This is a genomic window from Pedococcus dokdonensis (assembly GCF_900104525.1).
Taxonomy (GTDB): domain Bacteria; phylum Actinomycetota; class Actinomycetes; order Actinomycetales; family Dermatophilaceae; genus Pedococcus; species Pedococcus dokdonensis.
The window spans coordinates 770,728-792,961 of sequence record NZ_LT629711.1 but is presented as its reverse complement, the minus strand read 5'-3'; the positions used below and the strand labels follow the sequence as shown (position 1 = coordinate 792,961).

Annotated in this window: 21 protein-coding genes; 9 read left to right on the top strand and 12 right to left on the bottom strand. The window is 71.2% G+C overall.

The genetic code is table 11. The features are described 5' to 3' along the window. The first annotated feature begins 24 nt into the window (after positions 1-24). The 4 genes from BLQ34_RS03820 to BLQ34_RS03805 are packed head-to-tail and all read left to right on the top strand — an operon-like array spanning position 25 to position 3,321. Entirely contained in the window at positions 25-1,086 is a 1,062-nt protein-coding gene (locus BLQ34_RS03820) for a carbohydrate ABC transporter permease (protein WP_091781738.1), read from the top strand. A gap of 1 nt (position 1,087) precedes the next feature. Then, complete coding sequence (locus tag BLQ34_RS03815; RefSeq protein WP_091781735.1) at positions 1,088-1,996, top strand: carbohydrate ABC transporter permease; 909 nt, start codon at positions 1,088-1,090, stop codon at positions 1,994-1,996. A 27-nt stretch (positions 1,997-2,023) separates the two neighbouring features. Continuing rightward, positions 2,024-2,248, top strand: a complete 225-nt coding sequence (locus BLQ34_RS03810) for a hypothetical protein (RefSeq protein WP_091781732.1) — start codon at positions 2,024-2,026, stop codon at positions 2,246-2,248. Between the two features lie 20 nt (positions 2,249-2,268). Next, positions 2,269-3,321 (top strand): LacI family DNA-binding transcriptional regulator, encoded by a 1,053-nt coding sequence (locus BLQ34_RS03805; RefSeq protein ID WP_091781729.1) that lies wholly within the window; start codon positions 2,269-2,271, stop codon positions 3,319-3,321. 18 nt (positions 3,322-3,339) lie between these two features. Here the strand turns inward: BLQ34_RS03805 and BLQ34_RS03800 are convergent, their stop codons facing one another. Together BLQ34_RS03800 and BLQ34_RS03795 are read right to left on the bottom strand one after the other, a co-directional pair. Next, complete coding sequence (locus tag BLQ34_RS03800) at positions 3,340-4,779, bottom strand: APC family permease (protein WP_172829339.1); 1,440 nt, start codon at positions 4,777-4,779, stop codon at positions 3,340-3,342. A 117-nt stretch (positions 4,780-4,896) separates the two neighbouring features. Beyond that, positions 4,897-7,044: a DNA gyrase/topoisomerase IV subunit B gene (locus BLQ34_RS03795; protein ID WP_091781726.1), complete on the bottom strand. Its 2,148-nt coding sequence runs from the start codon at positions 7,042-7,044 to the stop codon at positions 4,897-4,899. 398 nt (positions 7,045-7,442) lie between these two features. Between BLQ34_RS03795 and BLQ34_RS03790 the strand changes: the two genes are divergently transcribed. After that, positions 7,443-7,640, top strand: a complete 198-nt coding sequence (locus tag BLQ34_RS03790) for a DUF7455 domain-containing protein (protein WP_231961432.1) — start codon at positions 7,443-7,445, stop codon at positions 7,638-7,640. Positions 7,641-7,661: 21 nt separating this feature from the next. Beyond that, positions 7,662-8,147: a DUF456 domain-containing protein gene (locus tag BLQ34_RS03785; RefSeq protein ID WP_091781722.1), complete on the top strand. Its 486-nt coding sequence runs from the start codon at positions 7,662-7,664 to the stop codon at positions 8,145-8,147. Positions 8,148-8,165: 18 nt separating this feature from the next. Here the strand turns inward: BLQ34_RS03785 and BLQ34_RS03780 are convergent, their stop codons facing one another. From BLQ34_RS03780 to BLQ34_RS03755, 6 genes are all read right to left on the bottom strand, one after another. Continuing rightward, on the bottom strand, positions 8,166-8,579 hold the full coding sequence (locus BLQ34_RS03780; RefSeq protein WP_091781719.1) for a DUF3040 domain-containing protein: 414 nt from the start codon (positions 8,577-8,579) through the stop codon (positions 8,166-8,168). 130 nt (positions 8,580-8,709) lie between these two features. Continuing rightward, positions 8,710-10,011: a DNA polymerase IV gene (gene dinB, locus BLQ34_RS03775; RefSeq protein ID WP_091781717.1), complete on the bottom strand. Its 1,302-nt coding sequence runs from the start codon at positions 10,009-10,011 to the stop codon at positions 8,710-8,712. Between the two features lie 27 nt (positions 10,012-10,038). After that, entirely contained in the window at positions 10,039-10,812 is a 774-nt protein-coding gene (locus tag BLQ34_RS03770; protein WP_091789216.1) for a methyltransferase domain-containing protein, read from the bottom strand. A 314-nt stretch (positions 10,813-11,126) separates the two neighbouring features. Further along, positions 11,127-15,146 carry a DNA polymerase III subunit alpha gene (locus BLQ34_RS03765; RefSeq protein ID WP_091781714.1) on the bottom strand — a complete coding sequence of 1,340 codons (4,020 nt, stop codon included), beginning with the start codon at positions 15,144-15,146 and terminating at the stop codon, positions 11,127-11,129. Next, positions 15,143-15,673, bottom strand: a complete 531-nt coding sequence (locus BLQ34_RS03760; protein ID WP_172829338.1) for an SAV_6107 family HEPN domain-containing protein — start codon at positions 15,671-15,673, stop codon at positions 15,143-15,145. The genes BLQ34_RS03765 and BLQ34_RS03760 overlap by 4 nt, the downstream gene beginning before the upstream one ends. Next, on the bottom strand, positions 15,673-16,029 hold the full coding sequence (locus BLQ34_RS03755; RefSeq protein ID WP_197674768.1) for a DUF6504 family protein: 357 nt from the start codon (positions 16,027-16,029) through the stop codon (positions 15,673-15,675). Before BLQ34_RS03755 ends, BLQ34_RS03760 begins: the two co-directional genes overlap by 1 nt. Positions 16,030-16,414: 385 nt before the next feature. Here BLQ34_RS03755 and BLQ34_RS03750 point away from each other — a divergent pair, with 385 nt between their 5' ends. Continuing rightward, complete coding sequence (locus BLQ34_RS03750) at positions 16,415-16,951, top strand: YbaK/EbsC family protein (RefSeq protein ID WP_091781711.1); 537 nt, start codon at positions 16,415-16,417, stop codon at positions 16,949-16,951. Between the two features lie 142 nt (positions 16,952-17,093). On the opposite strand, the gene BLQ34_RS03745 is transcribed toward BLQ34_RS03750, so the two are convergent. Then, positions 17,094-17,480: a VOC family protein gene (locus BLQ34_RS03745; RefSeq protein WP_091789210.1), complete on the bottom strand. Its 387-nt coding sequence runs from the start codon at positions 17,478-17,480 to the stop codon at positions 17,094-17,096. Between the two features lie 144 nt (positions 17,481-17,624). After that, a complete protein-coding gene (locus BLQ34_RS03740) occupies positions 17,625-17,942 on the bottom strand; it encodes an ArsR/SmtB family transcription factor (RefSeq protein ID WP_091781690.1) in 318 nt (105 codons plus the stop codon). A 101-nt stretch (positions 17,943-18,043) separates the two neighbouring features. Between BLQ34_RS03740 and BLQ34_RS03735 the strand changes: the two genes are divergently transcribed. Beyond that, entirely contained in the window at positions 18,044-19,267 is a 1,224-nt protein-coding gene (locus tag BLQ34_RS03735; RefSeq protein ID WP_091781688.1) for an MFS transporter, read from the top strand. Positions 19,268-19,453: 186 nt separating this feature from the next. On the opposite strand, the gene metF is transcribed toward BLQ34_RS03735, so the two are convergent. Then, positions 19,454-20,389, bottom strand: coding sequence for a methylenetetrahydrofolate reductase [NAD(P)H] (gene metF, locus BLQ34_RS03730; protein WP_091781685.1), 936 nt, complete (start codon positions 20,387-20,389; stop codon positions 19,454-19,456). Between the two features lie 117 nt (positions 20,390-20,506). Here metF and BLQ34_RS03725 point away from each other — a divergent pair, with 117 nt between their 5' ends. Then, entirely contained in the window at positions 20,507-21,595 is a 1,089-nt protein-coding gene (locus BLQ34_RS03725) for a polyprenyl synthetase family protein (RefSeq protein ID WP_091781682.1), read from the top strand. A 119-nt stretch (positions 21,596-21,714) separates the two neighbouring features. Here the strand turns inward: BLQ34_RS03725 and BLQ34_RS03720 are convergent, their stop codons facing one another. Then, on the bottom strand, positions 21,715-22,107 hold the full coding sequence (locus BLQ34_RS03720; protein ID WP_091781679.1) for an Rv2175c family DNA-binding protein: 393 nt from the start codon (positions 22,105-22,107) through the stop codon (positions 21,715-21,717). Positions 22,108-22,234: the final 127 nt, after the last annotated feature.

Here is a 22,234-nt window from a genome sequence, read left to right as displayed (position 1 = left end):
GCACCTCCCGGGCTAGGAGCAGGCATGAGCGCAGCCACGACAACCGCACCCCAAGCGAGCGGTAAGAAGCCGAAGAAGAGCAAGGGGCTCAACGCGGGACAAGGCCGTCAGGGCCTCCTCCTGGTGGCCCCCACCATCGCCTTCCTGACCCTGATCATCATCTACCCGCTGGTCAAGGCGATCCAGCTGTCCTTCGGCAAGGACCAGGGCCTCGATCCGGCCACCGGGTTGTTCGTCGAGGGCGGCAACGCGGGCCTGTCGAACTACACCCACTGGTTGCTCCAGAAGTGTGGTGAGGTCGACTGTCCCCCCGGCACCCTCGGCGCACAGTTCTACGACGCCCTCTGGGTGACCCTCTTCTTCACGGTCGTCAGCGTCGTCGTCGAGGTGCTGCTCGGCATGTGGTTCGCGATGATCATGAACCGCGACTTCAAGGGTCGCGCCCTGGTTCGCGCGGCCATCCTCATCCCCTGGGCCATCCCGACCGCCGTGACGGCCAAGCTCTGGTTCTTCATCTTCGCCTACGACGGCATCGCCAACACCCTGCTGGGTTTCCTGGGCGTCTCGCCCCAGCTGTGGACCAGCGACCCGTGGGCGGCCAAGTTCGCGATCATCATCGCCGACGTCTGGAAGACCACCCCGTTCATGGCCCTGCTGATCCTCGCCGGGCTCCAGCTGATCCCCTCGGACGTCTACGAGGCAGCCGAGATCGATGGCGCCAGCAAGGTCCAGACCTTCCTGCGGATCACCCTCCCGCTCGTCAAGGTGCCGTTGATGGTCGCCGTGCTGTTCCGCACCCTCGACGTGCTGCGCATCTACGACCTCCCAGCCATCCTCACCCAAGGCGCCGGCGGCACGACCTCGTTGTCCATGCTGGTCATCAAACAGATCCGCAGCGGCTTCCACAGCGCCTCCGCGCTCTCGACGATCGTGTTCCTGCTGATCGCCTTCACCGCCTTCCTGTTCATCAAGTTCGGTGGGGCCGACGTGATCCAGAAGCCGCCGGAGAAGGCCAAGCCGAAGAAGGACCCCGACGCCCAGACCGGCAACCCGGTCGCCGCCAACGCCACCTCGACAGGAGCCTGAGATGAGCACCTCGACCACCACGGCCGCTCCTCCGGCCTCGGGGCGCACCGAGGCCCAGGAGATCCACTTCAAGAGCGACCGCAACGCGAAGATCCGGATGTACCTCGGCCTCGCTGCGATCGTCATCTGGGGTCTGGCCCCGTTCTACTGGATGATCGTCACGGCCTTCCGCGACGTCGGCTACACCTTCGACAACAGCCCGTGGCCCACCCACGTGACGCTCGACAACTTCCGCACGGCCTTCTCCACGGAGCGCGGCAACCACTTCGGTGCGGCGCTGTGGCACTCGGTCATCATCGGCATCGTGACGACCGTCGTGGCCATGGTCGTCGGGGTGTTCGCGTCGTACGCGCTGGCCCGGCTGCACTTCCCGGGCAAGTACATCGTCCTCGGCATCATCCTGGGCTCGTCGATGTTCCCGGGCGTCGCCCTGGTCTCGCCGCTGTTCCAGATGTTCTCCGACTGGGGCTGGCTCACCGGCGCCAACTACCAGGCACTGATCATCCCGAACATCTCCTTCGCGCTACCACTCACGATCTACACCCTCACAGCCTTCCTGGCCGAGATGCCATGGGAGCTCGAGGAATCCGCGCGGATCGACGGGTGCACGCCGGGGCAGGCGTTCCGCAAGATCATGATCCCGCTGGCCGCACCCGGCCTGTTCACCACGGCGATCCTGGCCTTCATCGCGAGCTGGAACGAGTTCCTCCTGGCGGCGCAGTTCTCGACGCCGGCGACCCAGACGGTCACGGTGGCCATCGCCCAGTTCACCGGCGCCCAGCCCCGTCAGGAGCCCTACACGGCGGTCATGGCCGCCGGAACGATCGTGACGGTGCCGCTGATCATCATGGTGCTGATCTTCCAGCGCAAGATCGTCTCCGGCCTGACCGCCGGCGGCGTGAAGGGCTAGGCGACGGCCGACAGGCGACAGGCGATCATGGGTCTCTTCAACCCCGGCACTGGCACGGGCGGCCAGAAGGCACGCGCGCAGCGACTCGACATGCTGCTCGGCATCATCGGGTTCTTCGCATTCATGGCGGTCGTCCAGACGGTCCTGTTGGAGGTTCGCGGGGAGCCGGCGGGCTTCTCCGCCGCGCTCCTCGCGGTCCTCGTGCTGATCCTCTGGTTCGTCTGGCGGCTGAGGCGCAACACCGGCGCCTAGACCTCGAGTGGAGGTGTGGGATGACGACCATCGGCGACGTGGCCAAGGCCGCGGGCGTGTCGGTGGCGACCGTGTCCCGGGCGCTGCGCGGCGTCGACCGGGTCAGCCCCCACACCCGTGACCGGGTGCTCGCCGCAGCGAGCGAGCTGCACTATGTCGCCTCCCCCGCCGCCACCAGCCTGGTGTCCGGGCGCACCCGCGGCGTGGGGGTGATCACCCCCTACTTCAACCGGTGGTTCTTCGCCACGGTCGTGAGCGGCATCGAGAAGGTCCTGCGTGAGGACGGCTACCACGTCCTGCTCTGCGACCTCGAGGGCCACACCTTCGACACGCGGCTGCCGATCACCCAGACCATGCTCTGGAAGCGGGCCGACGGCGCGATCATCCTCAACGTGCCGCCGGTGCCCAGCGAGCGCTCGGTCCTCGACCGCCTCGGCCTGCCGGTGGTGACGGTCGGCAACCGCCAGCCCGGCTGGCCGTCGGTGCGGATCGACGACGGAGCCGCCATGGCCCTCGCCACGCGGTACGTCGTCGACCTGGGGCACCGGGACATCGGCTACGCGGGCACGGTCCCGGCCTCGATCACGCACCTGCAGACGCCCTACGACCGGCGTGAGGCCTTCACGAAGGTGCTGTCCGACCACGGGCTGGTCTGTCCTCCCGAGTGGACCCTGGAGTGCGACTGGACGGCGGCGGGGGCCGCGGAGCACGCCGACCGCCTGTTCGCGCAGCGTGACTTCCCGACCTGCGTCGTCGCGGCCTCCGACGAGATGGCCTTCGGGGTGATGAGCGCTGCCCGGCGGCACGGGCTGCGGGTCCCGGAGGACGTCTCGGTCATCGGGATCGACGACCACGTCCACGCGGAGATCTTCGACCTCACGACGGTGCGCCAGGACGTCGAGGCGCAGGGCCGCCGGGCCGGCCAGATCATGCTCGACGCACTGCGCAGTCGCGCCGGTGACGTCGTCGTGGACGACGTGCTGGACGTCGAGCTCGTCGTGCGGGGGTCCACCGGCCCGCCGCGGCGGGCCGGTGGGGGGCAACGGACGAAGGAGTCCGTCGTCGTCGCCTGAGCGACGGCCTGGTCCGGGCTAGTTGACCCCGCCCTCGTGCTCGGCCAGCTCCTCGGGGTCTCGCAGGTAGGTCTTCTTCGCCCGCAGTGCGCGGTTCGCGAACCAGGTGATGGCCCACAGGACCACGCCGAGGGCGAGCAGCCAACCGGCGATCTTGTACTGGATCGTGTCGCGTCCGGTGAGCGGCGTGACGAAGAAGAAGCAGAGCGCCGCTCCGAGGATCGGCAGCACCGTGGGCGTGACGAAGTGTCGTCGGTCGATGGTGTCCTTGCGCAGCACGAGGACGCAGATGTTGACGATGGTGAAGACGCCGAGCAGCAAGAGGGCGGTCGTGCCACCCAGGGCGCCGATGACGTTGCTGCCGCTCTGCTTGGTCACCAGGATGATCAGCCCGAACGCGATGGCGGTCGTGAACAGGATCGCGACCCAGGGCGTCCGGCGACCTCGGTGCACCCGGCCGAGGAACGGCGGCAGGACCTCCTGCCTGGCCATGCCGTAGAGCAGCCGACTCGCCATCAGCATGTTGATCAGCGCCGAGTTGGCCACCGCGAACATCGAGATGAACGGCAGCAGGTCGTCGATCGGGATCGAGGGCGCGGCCTTCTCGACGACCGTCACGAGCGGGGTCTCGCTCTCACCCAGCTCGCCCACCGGCACGATCGCGACTGCGAACAGGGCGACCAGGACGTAGATGACCCCGGTGATGCTGATGCCGGTGATCATCATCTTCGGGAAGATCTTGACCGGGTCCTTGGTCTCCTCGGCCATGTTGACCGAGTCCTCGAAGCCCACCATCGCGAAGAAGGCCAGTGACGTGGCTGCGGTGACGGCCAGGAAGGCGTTCTTGTCGCTGGGGCTGTCGAAGACCATGGTGCGGGAGAAGTCGGTCTTCCCCTCGAAGATCGCGAAGAAGCCGACCAGGATCACGAGGAGCAGACCGGACAGCTCGACCAGGGTCAGGACGATGTTGGCCTTGACGCTCTCGCCGACACCCCGGAAGTTGACCGCCGCGACGAGCAGCATGAACCCGAGGGCGATGAACATCACGAGGTTGGTGTTGCCCTTGTCCAGCCCGAACCCGGTCGCGAGGTTGGACGCGAAGGCCCGGGAGGCGGTCGAGGCGCTCGTGATGCCGGAGCACATCACGGTGAAGCACACGATGAAGGTCAGGAAGTGCACCCCGAACGCCTTGTGCGTGTAGAGCGCCGCGCCGGCCGCCTGCGGGTACTTCGTGACCAGCTCGAGGTACGAGAAGGCCGTGATCATGGCGATGCCGAAGGCCACGATGAACGGCGCCCAGGCCGCTCCCCCGACCTCGCTGGCCACCTCACCGGTCAGGGCGTACACCCCCGTTCCCAGGATGTCGCCGACGATGAACAGCAGCAGGAGCTTGGGTCCCATCACCCGCTTGAGCTCGGTCTCGGTCTCCCCCGTGTCGGCTTCGGCGACAGCGCTCATGGCACACCTCTCGGTCGCGGGGACCGCCCTTCACGGCCCCTGCAGACCCCCACAGTGGCCTAGATCACACAGCAGGGCAACGACAAACGCCGCGTATGCCGCACAGTGCGTGGGCGGTCAGGCGTCGATCCGCTCGCGGTCCAGGCCGGCCGCGGAGTCGACGATGAAGTCCTTGCGGGGAGCGACGTCGTTGCCCATCAGGAGCTCGAAGACGCGCTCGGCGGCCTCGGCGTCGCGCAAGGTGACCTTGCGCAGCGTGCGGTGCCGCGGGTCCATCGTGGTCTCGGCCAGCTGGTCGGCGTCCATCTCACCGAGGCCCTTGTAGCGCTGCAGCGGCTGCTTGATGTTCTTGCCCCGCTTGCCGAGCGAGGCGACCGTGGTGCGCATCTCCTTCTCGGAGTAGGTGTAGATCAGGTCGTTCTTCTTCGAACCCGCGTTGATGACCTCGATGCGGTGCAACGGGGGCACGGCGGCATACACCCGGCCGGCCTCGACGAGCGGACGCATGTAGCGGAAGAACAAGGTGAGCAGCAGCGTGCGGATGTGGGCGCCGTCGACGTCGGCGTCGGTCATGATGATGACCTTGCCGTAGCGGGCGACATCGAGGTCGAAGGACCGCCCGGAGCCGGCCCCGATCACCTGGATGATCGCGGCGCACTCGGCGTTCTTGAGCATGTCGGAGACCGACGCCTTCTGGACGTTGAGGATCTTGCCGCGGATCGGCAGCAGCGCCTGGTAGTCACTCGAGCGCGCGAGCTTTGCGGTGCCCAGCGCGCTGTCGCCCTCGACGATGAACAGCTCCGACTTCTCGACGTCGGTGGACCGGCAGTCGGCCAGCTTGGCCGGCAGGCTGCTCGTCTCGAGCGCGTTCTTGCGGCGCTGGGTCTCCTTGTGCAGCCGCGCGCTGATCCGCGACTTCATCTCGGAGACGACCTTCTCCAGGAGCAGCGCGGCCTGGGCCTTCTCGCCGCGCTTGGTCGAGGTGATCCGCGCGGTCAGCTCCTGCTCGACCACCCTGGCCACGATGGCGCGGACGGCGTTGGTGCCCAGCACCTCCTTGGTCTGGCCCTCGAACTGCGGCTCGGCCAGGCGCACCGTGACGACCGCGGTCAGCCCGGCCAGGACGTCGTCCTTCTCCGGCTTGTCGCTGCCGACCTTGAGCCGCCGGCTGTTCACCTCGAGCTGCTTGCGGAACACCTTCAACAGCGCCTGCTCGAACCCGGCCAGGTGCGTGCCGCCCTTGGGCGTGGAGATGATGTTGACGAAGGAGCTGACCTTGGCGTCGTAGCCGGTGCCCCAGCGCACCGCCACGTCGACGGCGCACTCGCGGTCGACGGCGGTCGGCGTCATGTGGCCGTTCGCGTCGAGCACGGGGACCGTCTCGGTGAACGTGCCGCTCCCCTGCAGACGCCAGACGTCGGTGACCGGGGCGTCGGGGGCGAGGAACTCGGCGAACTCGGAGATGCCCCCGTCGTGCACGAGGGTCTCGACGTGCGTCGCGGACTCGCCTGCCGTGCCCGGCTTGCGGCGCTCGTCGCGGATGACCAGGGTCAGGCCGGGGATGAGGAACGAGGTCTGGCGGGCCCGGGCCACGAGCCCGTCGTAGTCGAACTCGGCGTCCTTGAGGAAGATCTGGTCGTCGGCCCAGTAGCGGATCCGGCTGCCGGTGACGCCTCGCTTGGTCTTGCCCACCACGGCCAGCTCGCTGGAGCGCTCGTAGGGGGTGAAGGCGTGGTCGGGTGCCTTGTCGTCGGTCGCGACGTCGGGGAAGTAGCCGGGCTCGCCGCGCCGGAAGCTCATCGCATAGGTCTTGCCCCCGCGGTCGACCTCGACGTCCAGCCGCGCCGACACCGCGTTGACGACCGAGGCACCCACGCCGTGCAGTCCACCGGAGGCCGTGTAGGAGCCGCCGCCGAACTTGCCACCCGCGTGCAGCTTGGTGAAGACCACCTCGACACCCGTGAGACCGGTCCGCGGCTCGATGTCGACCGGGATGCCGCGGCCGTTGTCGCGGACCTCCACCGACCCGTCGCGATAGAGGACCACCTCGATGCGGTCGCAGACACCGGCCAGGGCCTCGTCGACCGCGTTGTCGATGATCTCCCAGAGGCAGTGCATCAACCCGCGGCCGTCGGTCGACCCGATGTACATGCCGGGGCGCTTGCGCACGGCCTCGAGCCCTTCGAGGACCTGCAGGTGGTGCGCGCTGTAGTCGGACGTCGACTTGGTGGTCGCGGCCTTCTTGGCGGTGGTGGCGGTGGCCAAGGGTGTTGTGCTCCTGGGGTGTCTTCTGGCGACGGCTGGGTGCTGCCCGGCTCCTGCGTGCTCACACAGGGCGACCCCACGCTATCCCGACGTCGCCCGCTGCCCCGGCAGGCACGCGGCAGCGTCGCGTCACCCACCGCCCGGCCGGTTTTCCCATCCACCGGACGCCCGATCTCCGAATCACCCAATGCGACATGAGATGACCCACATGATGACCCAATACCAACGGGGAAGAAGGTGGCGTGCTTGACTGTTGACCACGGCACCGGACGGGCCATCCAGGAAACAAACTCCCGGATGTATCAACCGAAGTCCGGGGCAACTCGTCTCATCAGGGACACCGCGCCTTCGGGCGCTACGAAAGGAAGGCTGACGTGACCACTGCACTGGCACCCTCTATGACCGCGGCCGACCGCTGCGACCGCTGCGGCGCCCAGGCCTACGTGCGCGCGCGCCTTCACGCTGGGGGCGAGCTGTTGTTCTGCGCCCACCACGGACGCGAGCACCTGCCGAAGCTGCGCGAGCACGCCGACATCGTCGACGAGACCGAGCGCCTCAACGAGACCCCTGCCGTCGCTCCGCTCGAGGAGCGGTAGAAGGCGAGCCCGGCCCTCCTCATGGAGGCCACTCTCTGGGTCCCCGCCGTCCTGATCGTGATCGGGATGGTGGGGATCGTCATTCCGGTCATCCCCGGTCTCCTGCTGTGTCTGGCCGCCGTGTTCGTGTGGGCGCTCGACACCGGGAGCACGCTGGGCTGGTGGGTCTTCGGCGTGTGTGCCGCGCTCTACCTGGCCGGGGTGGCGCTGCAGTATGCGGTGCCGGGTCGCCGGATGCGTGAGGCCGGCGTGCGCCGGTCGACGCTGGTGCTGGCCGTCCTGTTGGCCGTGGTGGGGTTCTTCGTCATCCCGGTGATCGGGGCGGCGATCGGTTTCGTGGGCGGGATCTACCTGGTCGAGCTGGGGCACTCCAAGGACCGTGCGGCCGCCTGGACCTCGACCAAGGCCGCCCTCAAGGCGGTGTTCCTGTCGATGGGGATCGAGCTGCTCGCCGCCCTGGCCATCGCGGTCACGTGGGTGGCCGGGGTGTTGGTCAGCCGGGCCTGAAGCCCACTACCGGACCGGTCAGAGGCCGTCGTCGCGGCGCTTGTCCCAGCGCTCCTCCATGCGGTCCATGAAGGACCCGCCGGACTTGGTGGACTTGGACCGGCTGGCCGACTTGCCGGGGGTGGAGCGGCGGACGCTGCCGTCCGGCTGGACGGTGCCGAGACCGGCCTTGCGACGCGGCGGCGTGAGCGCGAACGCCACCGCCCCGACCATGACGGCGAACCCGACGGCGCCGATCCACATCGTGGTGTTGACGCCGACCAGCACGAGCGCGAGCCCGAGGACGACCCCCACCACCCCGACAGCCATCCGCCGGCGGGCCGAGCGCCGGGCACCGGCGCCCTGCATCTGCGACGCGAACTTGGGGTCCTCGGCATACAGCGCCTGCTCCATCTGCTCAAGCAGCTGCTGTTCGTGCTCGGAGAGCGGCACGGTGACCTCCTGGACGTTCGGCGTGCACCCACTTCAACGCGTCAGGCCTCGGATTCGTTGCCGGGGGCATCGTCGCCGGTCAGTGGCCTTCCGCTGACCTCTTCAGGATATGTCGCCACGCGGTGTTGCACTACCCGTTCGCCGGTCGAGGTCTCGGCGTCCCCGGATCGACACCTCGCTCACCCCGCTCGCCCCGTCTGCGCTCGCGCTCACGGTCGCTGATCAGGCTGGCCGGGCGGACACTCCCGGCGCCGAACCGGGCACTGGCGCGGTCGACCGCGCGGTCGGCCTCACGCCACCCGTGGTCGGGCTCGTCGAGGGTGCCCTGGATGGGCGCCCCCTCGCTCTCGACCAGGCCCTCCATGCGCACCCCGACCAACCGGATCCGGGCACGCTGCAGCCCCAAGGCGTCGTAGAGGCTCTTGGCGGTGTCGAAGATCTCCCGGCTGACGTCGGTGGGGTCACGCAGGGTGCGGCTGCGGGTGATGGTGGTGAAGTCGGAGAAGCGCACCCGGATGGTGACCGTGCGCCCCATCATCCGGGCCGAGCGGACCCGGGCGGCGGTCCGGTCGCTGAGCTTGAGCAGCTGCCGGTGGATGTAGGCCGGGTCGTCGACGTCGAACTCGAAGGTCTCGTCGGAGCCGATGCTGCGCTCGCGGCGCTGCACCTCGACGTGCCGGGGATCGCGGCCCCAGGCCAGGTCGTGCAGGTGGGGGCCGGCGCTCTCGCCCAGGGCCCGGCGCAGGGTGTCGAGCGGAGTGTGCGCGATGTCGGCGACGGTGTGCAGCCCGAGCCGCAGCAGCGCCTCCTCGGTCTTGTCGCCCACACCCCAGAGGGCGCCCACCGGCAGCTGCTGGACGAAGGTGACCACCTCGTCGCGGGGCACCACCACCATGCCGTCGGGTTTGGCGAGCCCGGAGGCCAGCTTGGCCACGAACTTGGTCGGCGCGACCCCGACCGAGCAGGTGATGCCCTGCTCGTCGTGGATGGTGTCGCGGATCAGCTGGCCGATGGCGGCCGGGGTGCCGAGCCGGCGGACCGCTCCGGCCACGTCGAGGAACGCCTCGTCGAGGGACAGCGGCTCCACGATCGGGGTGATCGTCTCGAAGGTCGCCATCACGGCAGCCGAGATGGTGCTGTAGAGCGCGTAGTCGGGGGCGACGACGGTGGCCGTGGGGCACAGCCGCCGGGCTCGGGCCATCGGCATCGCGGAGGCGACCCCGAACCTGCGGGCCTCGTAGGTCGCGGACAGCACCACCCCACGGTTGCCGCCCCCGCCGATGATCACCGGGGTGCCGACCAGCTCGGGGCGGCTGAGCAGGGACGCCGAGGCGTAGAAGGCATCCATGTCGACGTGCAGCACCGTGCACCCCGTGTCGTCCGGGGGGTGCTCGTCGTTGCGCTGCGGAAGCGCGTACTGACGCCGGCTCATCGCGGTGGTCCCGTGGTCCGCACCCGGTCAGCGACGGGCGAGGACGTGCACGGCCGCGCCGAGCTGCCCGAGGAAGCCGAAGTCCGGGTGTGCCGTGGCCGCCTGCTCGAGCTCGAGCAGCGCGACCCGGTCGGCGTCGGAGTCGATCAGCGCGGACGGGACGAGGTCGCTGAACACGCGCACGCCGTGGACGTCCTCGACGGTCAGGCCGGACTGCTCGACCAGGGTCCGCAGCTCGGTCGCGTCGAAGCGGCGGGGCAACGGGTCGGCGCTGCCCCAGCGGCCGTCCGCCGAGGTGAGGGCGGTGTGGGCCTGGGCGAACTGGCCGGCCAGCGCCCGGGCGAGCACGACGGCGAGCCGCCCTGCGGCGACCAGGCTGAGGTAACCACCGGGGGCGAGCACCCCAGCGAGCGCGGCGAGGGTGGCCGCGGGGTCGTCGACGACCTCGAGGGTGCCGTGGCAGCAGACGAGGTCGAGCTGCTCGTCGCCGACGAAGCCGGCGAGCGAGTCGGCGTCGCCCTGGAGCGCGGTGACCCGGTCGGCGACACCACGCTCGCTGCTGCGCCGGGACAGCGAGGCCAGGGCGTCCGGGCTGGGGTCGACGACGGTGACCTGGTGGCCCAGCTCGGCGAGCGGGACGGCCAGCCCACCGGTGCCGCCGCCGAGGTCGAGCACCCGCAGCGGACGGCCCAGCTCCGCCTCGCGGCGCTCGATGAGGCCGCGCACCGAGGCCCACACCGCCGAGGTCCGCAGGGCCGTCTCGACGCCTCCGCGCCGGTGCCGCCACTGCTCTTCGGCCACGTCGGCCACCTCCTGTGCTGGGTCTGTTGGTGCTCCGGCCAGCCTAGTCGTCGGGGGTGTCGGGGCACCGGCACGACCGCGCGGTCGGTGCGAGTCGGTGCGTCGGTGCGAGTCGGTGCGGTCGGTGCGGTCGGTGGAGTCGGTGGAGTCGGTGGAGTCGGTGCGTCGGTGCGGTCGCTGCGGTCGGTGCGAGTCGGTGCGAGTCGGTGCGTCGGTGCGAGTCGGTGCGTCGGTGCGGTCGGTGCGAGTCGGTGCGTGTCGGTGCGGTCGGTGCAGGGGTCGAGCCGGCGACGGTCGTGGCGCCGGTGCGAAGCTCAGTGGCCGCTGCTGCCGGGACTGGAGTGCCAGAGCTTGCGCGGCGGACTGAACTGCTCCGCCTCGCGACCATCGGGCACGACCACGCCCTGACCCAGCCGGTGCGAGCCGCGCACGTCCTCGCCGGCCGGACGGATGTCGGCGTAGGGCGACTGGCGGAACCCCGAGGCGTGGACCAGCACCCGTCGCCCCGCCCCCACCTGCTCCTGATGGGCTGCCTCCAGGGCCTGCGCCTGCTCGGTGGCGGCCTGCTCGGTCGCCTCCATCGCGGCATACACCGCCTCGAGGCCACCGGCCAGCCACGCCTCCCACAACGGCGTGAGCTCCCACGCCCCCGTCGCCCGCAACGAGACCCCGCGCGGCCCGGTGCGTCGCACCACTCCTCGCACGAGCAGCATCCACGAGTGGAAGACCGTTGCGGCGTAAGGCCCCTGGACGTCCTCGAAGAAGGTCGCGTCGACCGGACCGGTGGAGTCGTCGAGGGTGAGGAAGACCACCCGGCGCCCGGTGCGGATCGGCGGGGTCTGGGTGGCGACCTTGACCCCGCAGGCCCACACGGTCGACCGGCTGCGCGCCCGCAGCAGGTCGCGGCTGCGGGTCACCCCGAGGGCGTCGAGCATCGGCGCGTAGAAGGCGACGACGTGGGCGCTGGCGTCGAGGCCGAGGATGTCGAGCTCGGCCCGGACGCGCTCCGGGCCGGACAGCTCGGGCAGACCGGTGCCGCTGGTCAGCTCGGGCCGGTCACCGAGGTCGAGCGCGAGCTGGGTGGGTTGCTGCTCGGCCGCGGTCACCGGCAGGGCGCCCTGGGACTGCGCCGCCGCCCTGGCCCGCACCTGCCCGTCGCCGAGCGCCAGGTCGGATGCCGCAGTGGCGGCTCCCCTGCCCCGCCGTGGCGCGGCCCGCTTGGCGGAGCGGTCCAGCGCCCGTCCGTAGCGGTCGAGCTCGGCGACGTGGAGCAACAGGTCGCGACGGGTGGTGCGGCCCCGGCGCCCGAGCCCGCCGGCCCCGATCCCGGCGGACTCGACCCGCATGCCGTAGAGGCTGTCGAACCCGCCGGCCAGGACGAGTCGCTCGGCGACCGGGCGCGAGACGCGGGCACGGTGCCAGAAGTCGGACAGCCCGGCATAGGGCTGCCCCGCGACGATCCGGGCCACCTCGGCGTCGTTGATGCCGCGCACGTCGGCCAGCGACAGCCGGATGCCGTAGCGGCTGGCGTCGGGCAGGTCGGGGTGCGGGGGCGTGAACGGGGCGACGTGGTCGAACAGGTCACCGTCCCTGAGGCCGGGGTCAGCAGGGTCAGCAGGGTCAGCAGGGTCAGTGTGGTCAGTGGGGGCGGCAGGGGCGTCCAGCCGCTCGATGCGGTAGCTGCCGGTGGAGGCGTTCACATCGAGTCCGAGCACCGCGATGCCCAGGCTGCGCGCGTCGTCGAGGATGAGCCGCTTGGGGTACATGCCCGGGTCGTGGGTGAGCACCCCGGAGAGGAACGCGGCGGCGTGGTGCGTCTTGAGCCAGGCCGAGTGGTAGGTGGGCAGCGCGAAGGCCGCCGCGTGCGCCTTGCAGAACCCGAACGACGCGAACGCCTTGAGCACCTCCCAGATCTTGTCGAGGTCGTCTGCGGTGTAGCCGCGGGCCCGTGCCGCGGGTCGCCACCAGGCCTCGATCTCGCGCTGGCCCTTGGGGGTGCCGAGGGTGCGGCGGACCTCGTCGGCCTGGGCCAGCGACACCCCGGTGGTCTCGGCGACGATCATCAGCACCTGCTCGTGGAAGACGACGACGCCCTCGGTCTCGCGCAGTGCCTCGATGAGCGTCGGATGCAGGTAGCTGACCTCCTTCCACCCGTGCCGCGCCTCGAGGAACGGCGTGATCATGTCGGACTTCACCGGACCGGGGCGGAACAGCGAGATGTCGATGACGAGGTCCTCGAAGCGCTCCGGGCCGAACTTGCCGATCAGCTCACGCTGACCCGGGCTCTCGATCTGGAAGCAGCCGAGGGTGTGGCTGGTGCGGATCAGCCGGAAGGTCGCCTCGTCGTCGAGCGGCACCTGGGCCTGGTCGTCGAGGTCGACCTGGACCCCGTCGACCCGGGCCACCTCGGCCACGGCGTGCGCCATCGCGGACTGCATGCGGATGCCGAGGACGTCGAGCTTGAGCAGCCCGAGGGTCTCGACGTCGTCCTTGTCGAACTGGCTCATCGGGAACCCCAGCCAGCTCGCCTCGACCGGGGTGCGGTCGAGCAGGCTGCCGTCGGACAGGATCACCCCGCACGGGTGCAGCGCGATGTGGCGGGGCAGGCCGTCGAGCCGCTCGACCAGGTCGAACAGCGCCCGCAGCCGTGGGCTGTCCAGCCCCCGTGCCCGCAGCTCGGGCAGCTCGGCGATGGCGTTGCGCGCGTCACGGGCGCGGATGTGCGGGAAGGCCTTGGCGATCTCGTCGATCTCCACCGGCGGCAGCCCGAGGGCGGACCCGACGTCACGGATGGCGTGCCGGACCTTGTAGGTGTCCATCATCGAGACGCAGGTGACGCGCTCACCGCCGAACCGGTCGAGGATCCGCTCGTAGACCTCGGTGCGCCGGGCCGACTCCACGTCGATGTCGATGTCGGGCAGCTCGGCCCGCAGCGGCGAGCAGAACCGCTCCATCAGCAGGCGGTAGCGGACCGGGTCGACCCCGCTGATGCCGAGCAGGTAGTTGACCAGCGACCCCGCCCCCGAGCCGCGGGCGGCGACCCGGACCCCCATCTCGCGGATCAGGTCGACGACCTGGGCGACGGTGAGGAAGTAGGTCGGGTAGCCGAGCTCGGCGATCACCTTGAGCTCGTCGCTGAGCCGGCTCTCGATGGCCATCAGCTCGGCGTCGCCGGCACCCGGGTAGCGCCAGGCCACCGCCGCACGGCAGCGCTGCTCGAGCATGACCTGGGCGCTCATGCCCGGCTCCACCCCCAGCCGGTCCGGCTCGGGCAGGTGGATCGAGCCGATGCCGAGGTCGTGGCGGGCGCTCTGGGCGCACCCGAGTCCGAGGGCCAGGGTGCGGGCGACCAGAGCATCGGCGCGGCCCGCGTCGCCGCCGGTGACCTCCCGGGCGACGGCGTGCATCGTGTCGGTGCTCGCGAGGTGGGCTGCGTCGGTGACCCGGTCGAGGTGCCGGGTGTCGAGGGCGACCAGTCGCCGCGCGGCGTCGAGCACGTCCACGACCGCGGACTCCCCCGGGTCGACGTGGCGCACCGCCGCGGTGAGCACCGCGGGGACCCCTTGCTCGTCGGCGAGCCCGAGCAGCCGCCGGGCGTGGCTGCGCGAGGCGGGCGTGCCCTCGGGTCCCCCGTGGCAGACCACTTCGACGACGAGGGCGTCGGGTGGCAGCCGGCGTCGCCAGCCCGCCAGGAGCTCACGGGCCCGGTCGGTGCGTCGGGCCAGCAACGCCCGACCCACGTCGGAGTCGGGCCCCAGCAGCACCACGAGGGGGCTGGGCGCTCCCGATCCCGGTGTGCCCGATCCCGGTGTGCCCGATCCCGGCGCGCCCTCGCCCGGCACTCCCCCGCCCGGTGCGCCCTCGCCCGGCACTCCCCCGCAGGCGCCCGCGAGCACCGCCATGGAGCTCACCGGCACCCCGCGCTCCCCCCGCAGGTGGGTCTGGGTGACCAGCCGGCACAACGCCGCCCAGCCCACGCCGGCGGGCACGCCGGCCGCGCGCCCCTGCGCGAGGACTGTGACCCGTGGATGGCGGGCGTCGCGCTCGGCACCACCGCGGACCGGTGTGCGCGCGGCGGTGGGGGGCGCACCCACCTCGCCGGGACGGGGGGCGTCCGGCCCCACCGCGAGGTCGACACCGAGGACCGGGGCGATCCCGGCCGCGGTGGCTGCCTGGACGAACCGGACCGCGCCGTAGAGGCCGTCGCGGTCGGTGAGGGCGAGGATCGGCTGGCGGTGCTGGGCGGCCCGCTCGACCAGGGCCTCTGGTGTCGACGTGCCGTAGCGCATCGAGAACCCGGAGGCGACGTGGAGATGGACGAACTCGGTGCTCATGGCGCCGCCCTCGCCTCGTCGGGGATGGCCGTCGCGTGGTTCGGGACCGTCGCGTGGTTCGGGACCGTCGCGTGGTTCGGGGAGGTCACGTGGCTCTCAGTGGTCGGCAGGGTGGTCGGCACCAGCAGGTGGTCGTGCGGGGCCACCGTCACCGGCAGCCCGAGGGTGCGGCAGACGAGGTCGAGGAAGAGCTCGGACTGACGCAGCACGTCATCGGCCTCCCGTGTGCTGTGCCCCTGGTGGCGCCGCGCCCCGACCACCTCGAAGAACCCCGCCCACTCGGAGAGCTCGGGCGCGACGGAGGGCAGCAGCTCCCACAGGCTGCGCGGACCCGACTGACCGGTGGACCGGTGACGGGAGGTGCTGCGGGTGGCGACCACGGCCGCGGCCGCCCGCAGCGCCCCGAGCTGGGCCTGGTCGTAGCGCCGGGCGACCTCCTGGCTCTGGCAGGCCTCGAGCAGCGAGTGCCGGGCCCGGTCGAGCAGGTCGAGCGTGGCCGCCGCCCCGGTGGCTGTCGTGGCGGTCATCAGTCCGCGACCCTCAGCAGCCGCCACTGGTCGCCGTGGTCGGCGCACAGGTCGTAGACCCCCACGCCACACAGTCGACCGGCACTCGCCTCGACCCGCCAGACCTGTCGCTCCCGGGCGTCGGTGAGCACATCGCTGCCACCGTCGCGCTCTCGGGCGTCCCGCCACCACGGACGACGCTCCTGCCAGTGGTCGAGCACGGCCCGGACGACGTAGAGCCGGCCGCGCCAGACGAAGGCGTCCGGCCGACGTCGGTCGAGCCCGCCCGTCCCGGCCGGGTCGATGTCGAGGGCGGCGCCCAGGTCGTCGCGGGGCCCCTCCCGGACCTCGATGGTCTCTTCGTAGCGGCGAACCACGGAATTGCTCCTTCACAGGGGGTCGGGTTGCGGACGGCAGGTTCAGGCGGGCAGACAGCACGCAGGCGGTAATCGGGCAGGCAGGAATAGGGCAGGCAGGAATCGGGCATGACGCAGCACCGTCGAGGACAGGCGCGACGGCGCACTCGGATCGCGTGCTCCGGCCCTGTGGGAGACGGGGTCGAGGCGCCTGGTCACAGGGCCGGAGCCGCAGTGCCCCACCGGCGACTGGAGGTCACCGGAGGGATCACGGGTTCGAACGTGTGTTCGATAGAAGAACCGTACACCCGGCCACGGACAGTCCGTCAACCCCTTCCCGAGCCCGCGCCCGAACCCCCACCGGACGACGGGTGACAGCACACCGTGGCGCCCCTAGTCTTCGGCCATGACCGCGCCCGACCTGCCGACGCAGGAGGTGAGCCAGACCCCGGACCTGACCGGCCACCCGGCCGTGCGCCGGGTCCTCGAGACGCTCGCCGTGCACCACGTGGTGCCGCAGGTGGTCACCCTCCCCGACGCCGCCCGCACCGCGGCCGCAGCCGCCGCCGCCCTGGGCATCACCCCGGCCGAGATCGCGAACTCGCTGATCTTCCGCGGGCATGCTCCCGACGGAGCGGTCAGCCCGGTCCTCGTCCTCACCTCGGGCGCGCACAAGGTCGACCTGGTCAAGGTGGCCGAGCTGGTCGACGACCTCGACCACCTCGACCGCGCGGACGCCGACTTCGCCCTCGCGACCACCGGCTTCACCATCGGCGGGGTGGCCCCGGTCGGTCACACCGCGCCGGTGCGCACCCTCGTCGACGTCTCGCTCAGCCGCTACCGCCACGTGTGGGCTGCGGCGGGACACAGCCACACCGTCTTCAGGACGACCTACGAGGAGCTGCTCCGGGTGACCGGTGGCCAGGCCATCGAGGTCGCCTGACCGAGCACGCCCTCGGCGCAGTGCGCCGCGAGCACTCCCTCGGCTCGGTGCGCCGCGAACACGCCCTGGGCGCGCTGCCGCCGCGAGCACTCCCTCGGCCGCATGGTGCCGCAACCAGGCGGCATACCCGGATGGGTGGCGGTCAGCCGCCGGCCCGCTGGTGGACGCACAGGACGTTGCCGTCGGGGTCGCAGAACCACGCGGCCTTCTCGCCGCCGAGGTCGGCGATGTGGTCGACGGTCTTGAGGTCCGGCAGGTCGTAGTCCTCGAAGACGACTCCCCGCCCCTCGAGGTCCGCGACCTCGGTGGCGACGTCGTCGACCTCCCAGGTCAACGCGGTGCTGGGATTCTGCGTGCCTGCTTCGCGCGGGAGCAGCATCAGCATCGCACCACCGCTGAGCTGGTACATGAGACTGCCCTCGTCGTTCGTGCCGAGGTAGGGCAGATCGAGCCGGTCGTAGAAACCCTTGGCGCGATCGATGTCCGCGACAGGAAGCAGCGCCGCAACTGCGCTCGTGGCCAATGACATGACGAGCACCTCCTTCAGGCACCTCCAGCGTCCTCCCGGCCCGAGGACCCGCGCTCCCCCAAACCGCGCAGCCCAACTCGGCACAATCGGCCCATCACCACCCCGAAGCCCCGGACGGCGGGGCAGGTATGCCGCAGGCCCGGGTCAGTGGGCGCTGGCGAGGACGCTGTCGAGCAGTCCGGGGAAGGCCGTGTCGAGCTCTTCGCGACGCAGCGACACCAACCGCTCGCGGCCGCGGGGCTCGTTGCGGATCACCCCGGCCTCGCGCAGCACCTTCATCAGGTGGGACTTGGTGGACTTCGGCAGGGCGGGGTTGGTGGCGCCGCACTGGGCCATCTCGAGCGGCCCGTCGGCGAGGTCGCGGACGATCTGCAAGCGCGCGGGGTCGCTCAGCGCGAAGAGCACGCCGGTGAGGGTGACGTCGGCGATCTCGGGGTGGGGCAGCACCTGGTTGGCAGGCATGGTTCGATAATACTCGAACCAATTCCGCGGAATCGGGAATGCGGAGGTCAGCACGACAGTTCGACAAATATCGAACCATTGATTCGTCCGAGAGGCCCGTCATGAGCGCGACCAGCAGCATCCCGACCGGCACCACCCGCAGCGCCGCCCTCCGACTCCCCCGTCACCCCGCCTTCACCCTCGCCCTCGCGTCGGTGGTCGCGCTAATGGTCGGCGCCAGCGCCCCCTCGCCGTTCTACCCGGTGCTGCAGGCCGAGATCGGCTTCTCGGCCGGCACGATGACCACGATCTTCGGGGTCTACGCGCTCACCCTGCTCGCCACCCTGCTGGTGACCGGGTCGCTGTCCGACCACATCGGCCGCCGGCCCGTGCTGGCGGGCGGGTTCCTCGTGCTGGCCGTCAGCATGGTCGGCTTCTGGCACGCCGACGGCGTGGCCGCCCTGATGGCCTCGCGGGCCGTGCAGGGTGTCGCGGCCGGACTGCTGATGTCGACCATGTCGGCCGCCGTCGTCGACCTCGAGCCATCCGACCGGCCCGGCCTGGCCGCCACGCTCAACAGCGTCACCCCGATGGCCGGCCTCGCGGTCGGCGCCCTGCTTGCCGGGCTGGTGCTCGACACCACGAGCCACGCGCTGACCATCGTCTTCGCGACCCTCACCGCCCTCTACGTGGCACTCGCGGTCGCCGTCCTCGCCCTGCCGGAGACCTCGCCGCGCCACGACGGGTGGCGGCGCTCGCTGCGGCCACGGATCGGCATACCCGCTCCGGCTCGTCCCGCCTTCCGGCGCAGCGCGCCCGCGCTCTTCGCGGGCTGGGCCACCGGGGGTCTCTACCTCTCGCTCGGCGCACCGATCGTCGGGCAGCTCCTCGGCGGCCGCACCCACCTGGCGCAGGGCGCCGTCGTCACCGTCCTCACTGCGGTCGGCGGGTTGAGCTCGGCCCTCGGCCGCCGCCGGACCCCGCGGCAGATCACGCTCTACGGCACCACGAGCCTGGCCGTCGGCACGCTCCTGACCCTGTGGGCGCTGCACGCCGAGTCGCTGGTCGGGTTCCTGCTGGCCGCGGTGGTCGCGGGGTCCGGCTTCGGCACGGCGTTCCTCGGGATCATGCGGTCGATCACCCCCACGGTCGGGCCCGAGCAGCGCGGCGAGCTGTTCTCCAGCGTCTTCGTTGTGAGCTACCTGGCGTTCGGGTTGCCCGCGGTCGCGGCCGGGTTCGCAGCCCCGCACCTGGGGCTGGAGCGGACCGCGATCATCTACGGGCTGGCCGTGGTCGTGCTCTCCGGCGCCGCTGCCCTCGCCCGCGCGTTCACGACCCGCGACTGAGGGCACCCGGACGAGCGCATCTGAGTACGTGCACGGATGCCGCAGCCACGCCCCCAGCGGGATGGTTGACCCCGTCGCAGTCGGGGGAGTGCGGCAGCGGGACACGAGCCGAGACGCAGCCATGAGGGGAGCCTGCGCCCGGCTCGTGTCCCGCCTGCGTGCGGTGGCCGCTGCCGGACTCGGAGCTCAGGCTCGGCTTGCCGCCCGGGCGCCGAGGTCGAGGTTGCGATAGACCTCGAGCGTCGCGGTCGAGCGGTTCATGGTGATGAAGTGCAGCCCCGGGGCGCCCTCGGAGAGCATCCGGTCGGCGAGCTCGGTGGCGATCGTCACGCCGACCTCCCGGGTCGCGGCCGGGTCGTCGGAGACGGCTTCGAGCCGCCGCACCACGGCCTCGGGAAGTGGCGTGCCCATCAGCTCGGACATCCGGGCGACCTGCTTGAAGTTCGTCACCGGCATCAGGCCGGGCGTGATCGGCAGGTCACGCCGCTGGGCGACCGCGTCGCGCAGCCGCAGGTAGGTGTCGGCGTCGAAGACCATCTGGGTGATCGCGAAGGTCGCCCCCGCGTCGGCCTTGCGGACCATGACGTCGACGTCGTGCTCGAAGCTGGGCGAGGCCGGATGCACGTCGGGGAAGGCCGCGACGCCGATGGTGAAGTCGCCGAGGGTGCGGACCAGCTCGACCAGGTCGGTGGCGTGGTTGAGGCCCTCGGGGTGCGCGGTCCACGCGCCGCCCGGGTCGCCCGGCGGGTCGCCCCGCAGGGCCAGGATGTTGCGGACCCCGCTGGCGGCATACAGGCCAACCACCTGGCGCAGGGCGGCGACCGACGCGCCCACGCAGGTGAGGTGGGCCAGCGGCGTCAGGGTGGTCTCGCGGGCGATCCGCTCGGTCACCCGCACGGTGCGGTCCTGGTTCGACCCGCCCGCGCCGTAGGTCACCGACACGAAGTCGGGCCGCACGGACTCGAGCCGGCGGATGGCGTCCCACAGGGCCAGCTCGCCCGCGTCGTCCTTCGGGGGGAAGAACTCGAAGCTGACCGACGGGTGGTCGGCTGCCAGCAGGGCGGGGATCGACGGCGGCTCCTGCCGCGGTCGTCCGTCGCGTGGGGTGGGGCCCTGGACCATGGCGGTGAGACTAGTCGAGCGGCCACGACGTAGGCTCATGGCAGCACAGGATGAGACGTCACGCTGCGGCGTCACGAACCGACGTCCTGGGACCGACAGCCCGCTGGGAGGGATCGCGTGGACACCAGCCCGCTCGACGCCGCCTCCCTGCGTGAGCGCGTCCAGCTGACCGTCGACGACGTGCTGGCCCACCAGGCCGACGTGCTGGCCGAGGTCGGCCCCGACGCCCAGGAGCTGCTCGGCGCCGTCGCCCGCCTCCTCACCGGCGGCAAGCGGCTGCGCGCCGCCTTCCTCTACTGGGGCTACCGCGCCACCGGGCAACCCGACTCCGCCGCCCTCGTGAGGGTCGCGACCTCCATGGAGTTCTTCCAGGCGGCCGCGCTGATCCATGACGACGTCATGGACGACAGCGACACCCGCAGGGGTATGCCGGCGGCGCACCGCTCGCTGGCCGCGCGGCACACGCGCGAGGCCTGGGCCGGCGACGCCGACCGGTTCGGCGTGGCCGGTGCGATCCTCGCCGGCAACCTGTGCCTCAACTGGACCGAGGAGACCTACGCGACCTCGGGCCTCGACCCCGCCCACCTGGCCCGCGGTCGTGAGGTGTTCGACCGGATGCGCACCCAGCTGATGGGCGGCCAGTTCCTCGACGTGGTCGAGTCGGCCCGCTCGTGGGACGGCGTGCCGACCGAGGAGCGGGTGGCCCGGGCCGAGCACGTCATCCGGTTCAAGAGCGCCAAGTACACCGTCGAGCACCCGCTCCTCATCGGCGCCACCGCCGGCGGCGCGGGGCCAGAGGACCTCGAGGCGCTGTCCCGCTACGGGCTCGACCTCGGTCAGGCGTTCCAGCTGCGCGACGACCTGCTGGGGGTATTCGGCGACCCGGCCGCCACCGGCAAGCCCGCGGGCGACGACCTGCGCGAGGGCAAGCGGACGGTGCTGATCGCGCACGCCCTCGCCGGCGCCGACGACGCAGCACGCGAGCTCGTGGAGTCGCGGCTCGGGGATCCTGGGCTCGACGACGCAAGCGTGCAGCGGCTGCGCGAGGCGATCACCGCGGCCGGGGCCGTTGACGCCGTGGAGGCCGACATCGCCCGGTTGGCCGGCTCGGCCCGGATGGCCCTGAAGTCGACCCGCGACCTGTCCCCCGAGGCGACCGGGGTGCTCGACCAGCTGATCGACAGCGCCACCAGCCGCGAGCACTGACGCCGACCCCTGACGCTTGACACCCAGTTTCCTTTGCTAGCAAAGGAAACTGGGTGACGGACAGGTTGCATCATGTCCTCCATGCAGGAACCTTTGCTAGCAAAGGTTCGTGCAGGGGGCTAGAAGGCCTGCTCCATGGCCCGGCGCCGCACCTCGGTCTTGAACCCGGCCGCGAGGTTGTCGACCGGCGTACCGGGGACCCGCAGCGTCGGGTCGGGGGTGAACAGCCAGCGCAGGATCTCGTCGTCACCCAGACCACCGTCCGCGAGCACGGTGAAGGTGCCGCGCAGGTGCCGGAAGACGTCCTCCTCGAGAAACTGCTCCGGCACCGACACGATCCGGCGCTCCCCGATGCGGGCGCTCAGCAGCTCACGGTCCTCGATGAGCCGGCGCACGGCGGACAGGGCGATCCCGAGCCGCTCGGCCACGTCGGGCACGGTCAGCCAGGAGCCGACGAGCGTCTCGAGGGAGGGTTCGGCAGAGCCGTCGGTCTGGTCGGGCTGGTCGGTCACGGGGCAACTCTGCCAGCCCGCAGAGGCAAAGCAAATTGGCTAGGCAGGTAATTACATCGATGTAGTTCGATGTGAAGGTGTCCAGATGGTGTACCTTTCACAATCGTCACAGTCGTCACATGCACCA

Coding starts and splice junctions, on each gene's coding strand:
- BLQ34_RS03820 (WP_091781738.1), top strand. CDS start 25: ATGAGCGCAGCCACGACAACCGCACCCCAAGCGAGCGGTAAGAAGCCG.
- BLQ34_RS03815 (WP_091781735.1), top strand. CDS start 1,088: ATGAGCACCTCGACCACCACGGCCGCTCCTCCGGCCTCGGGGCGCACC.
- BLQ34_RS03810 (WP_091781732.1), top strand. CDS start 2,024: ATGGGTCTCTTCAACCCCGGCACTGGCACGGGCGGCCAGAAGGCACGC.
- BLQ34_RS03805 (WP_091781729.1), top strand. CDS start 2,269: ATGACGACCATCGGCGACGTGGCCAAGGCCGCGGGCGTGTCGGTGGCG.
- BLQ34_RS03800 (WP_172829339.1), bottom strand. CDS start 4,779: ATGAGCGCTGTCGCCGAAGCCGACACGGGGGAGACCGAGACCGAGCTC.
- BLQ34_RS03790 (WP_231961432.1), top strand. CDS start 7,443: ATGACCGCGGCCGACCGCTGCGACCGCTGCGGCGCCCAGGCCTACGTG.
- BLQ34_RS03785 (WP_091781722.1), top strand. CDS start 7,662: ATGGAGGCCACTCTCTGGGTCCCCGCCGTCCTGATCGTGATCGGGATG.
- dinB (WP_091781717.1), bottom strand. CDS start 10,011: ATGAGCCGGCGTCAGTACGCGCTTCCGCAGCGCAACGACGAGCACCCC.
- BLQ34_RS03765 (WP_091781714.1), bottom strand. CDS start 15,146: ATGAGCACCGAGTTCGTCCATCTCCACGTCGCCTCCGGGTTCTCGATG.
- BLQ34_RS03760 (WP_172829338.1), bottom strand. CDS start 15,673: ATGACCGCCACGACAGCCACCGGGGCGGCGGCCACGCTCGACCTGCTC.
- BLQ34_RS03750 (WP_091781711.1), top strand. CDS start 16,415: ATGACCGCGCCCGACCTGCCGACGCAGGAGGTGAGCCAGACCCCGGAC.
- BLQ34_RS03745 (WP_091789210.1), bottom strand. CDS start 17,480: ATGTCATTGGCCACGAGCGCAGTTGCGGCGCTGCTTCCTGTCGCGGAC.
- BLQ34_RS03740 (WP_091781690.1), bottom strand. CDS start 17,942: ATGCCTGCCAACCAGGTGCTGCCCCACCCCGAGATCGCCGACGTCACC.
- BLQ34_RS03735 (WP_091781688.1), top strand. CDS start 18,044: ATGAGCGCGACCAGCAGCATCCCGACCGGCACCACCCGCAGCGCCGCC.
- metF (WP_091781685.1), bottom strand. CDS start 20,389: ATGGTCCAGGGCCCCACCCCACGCGACGGACGACCGCGGCAGGAGCCG.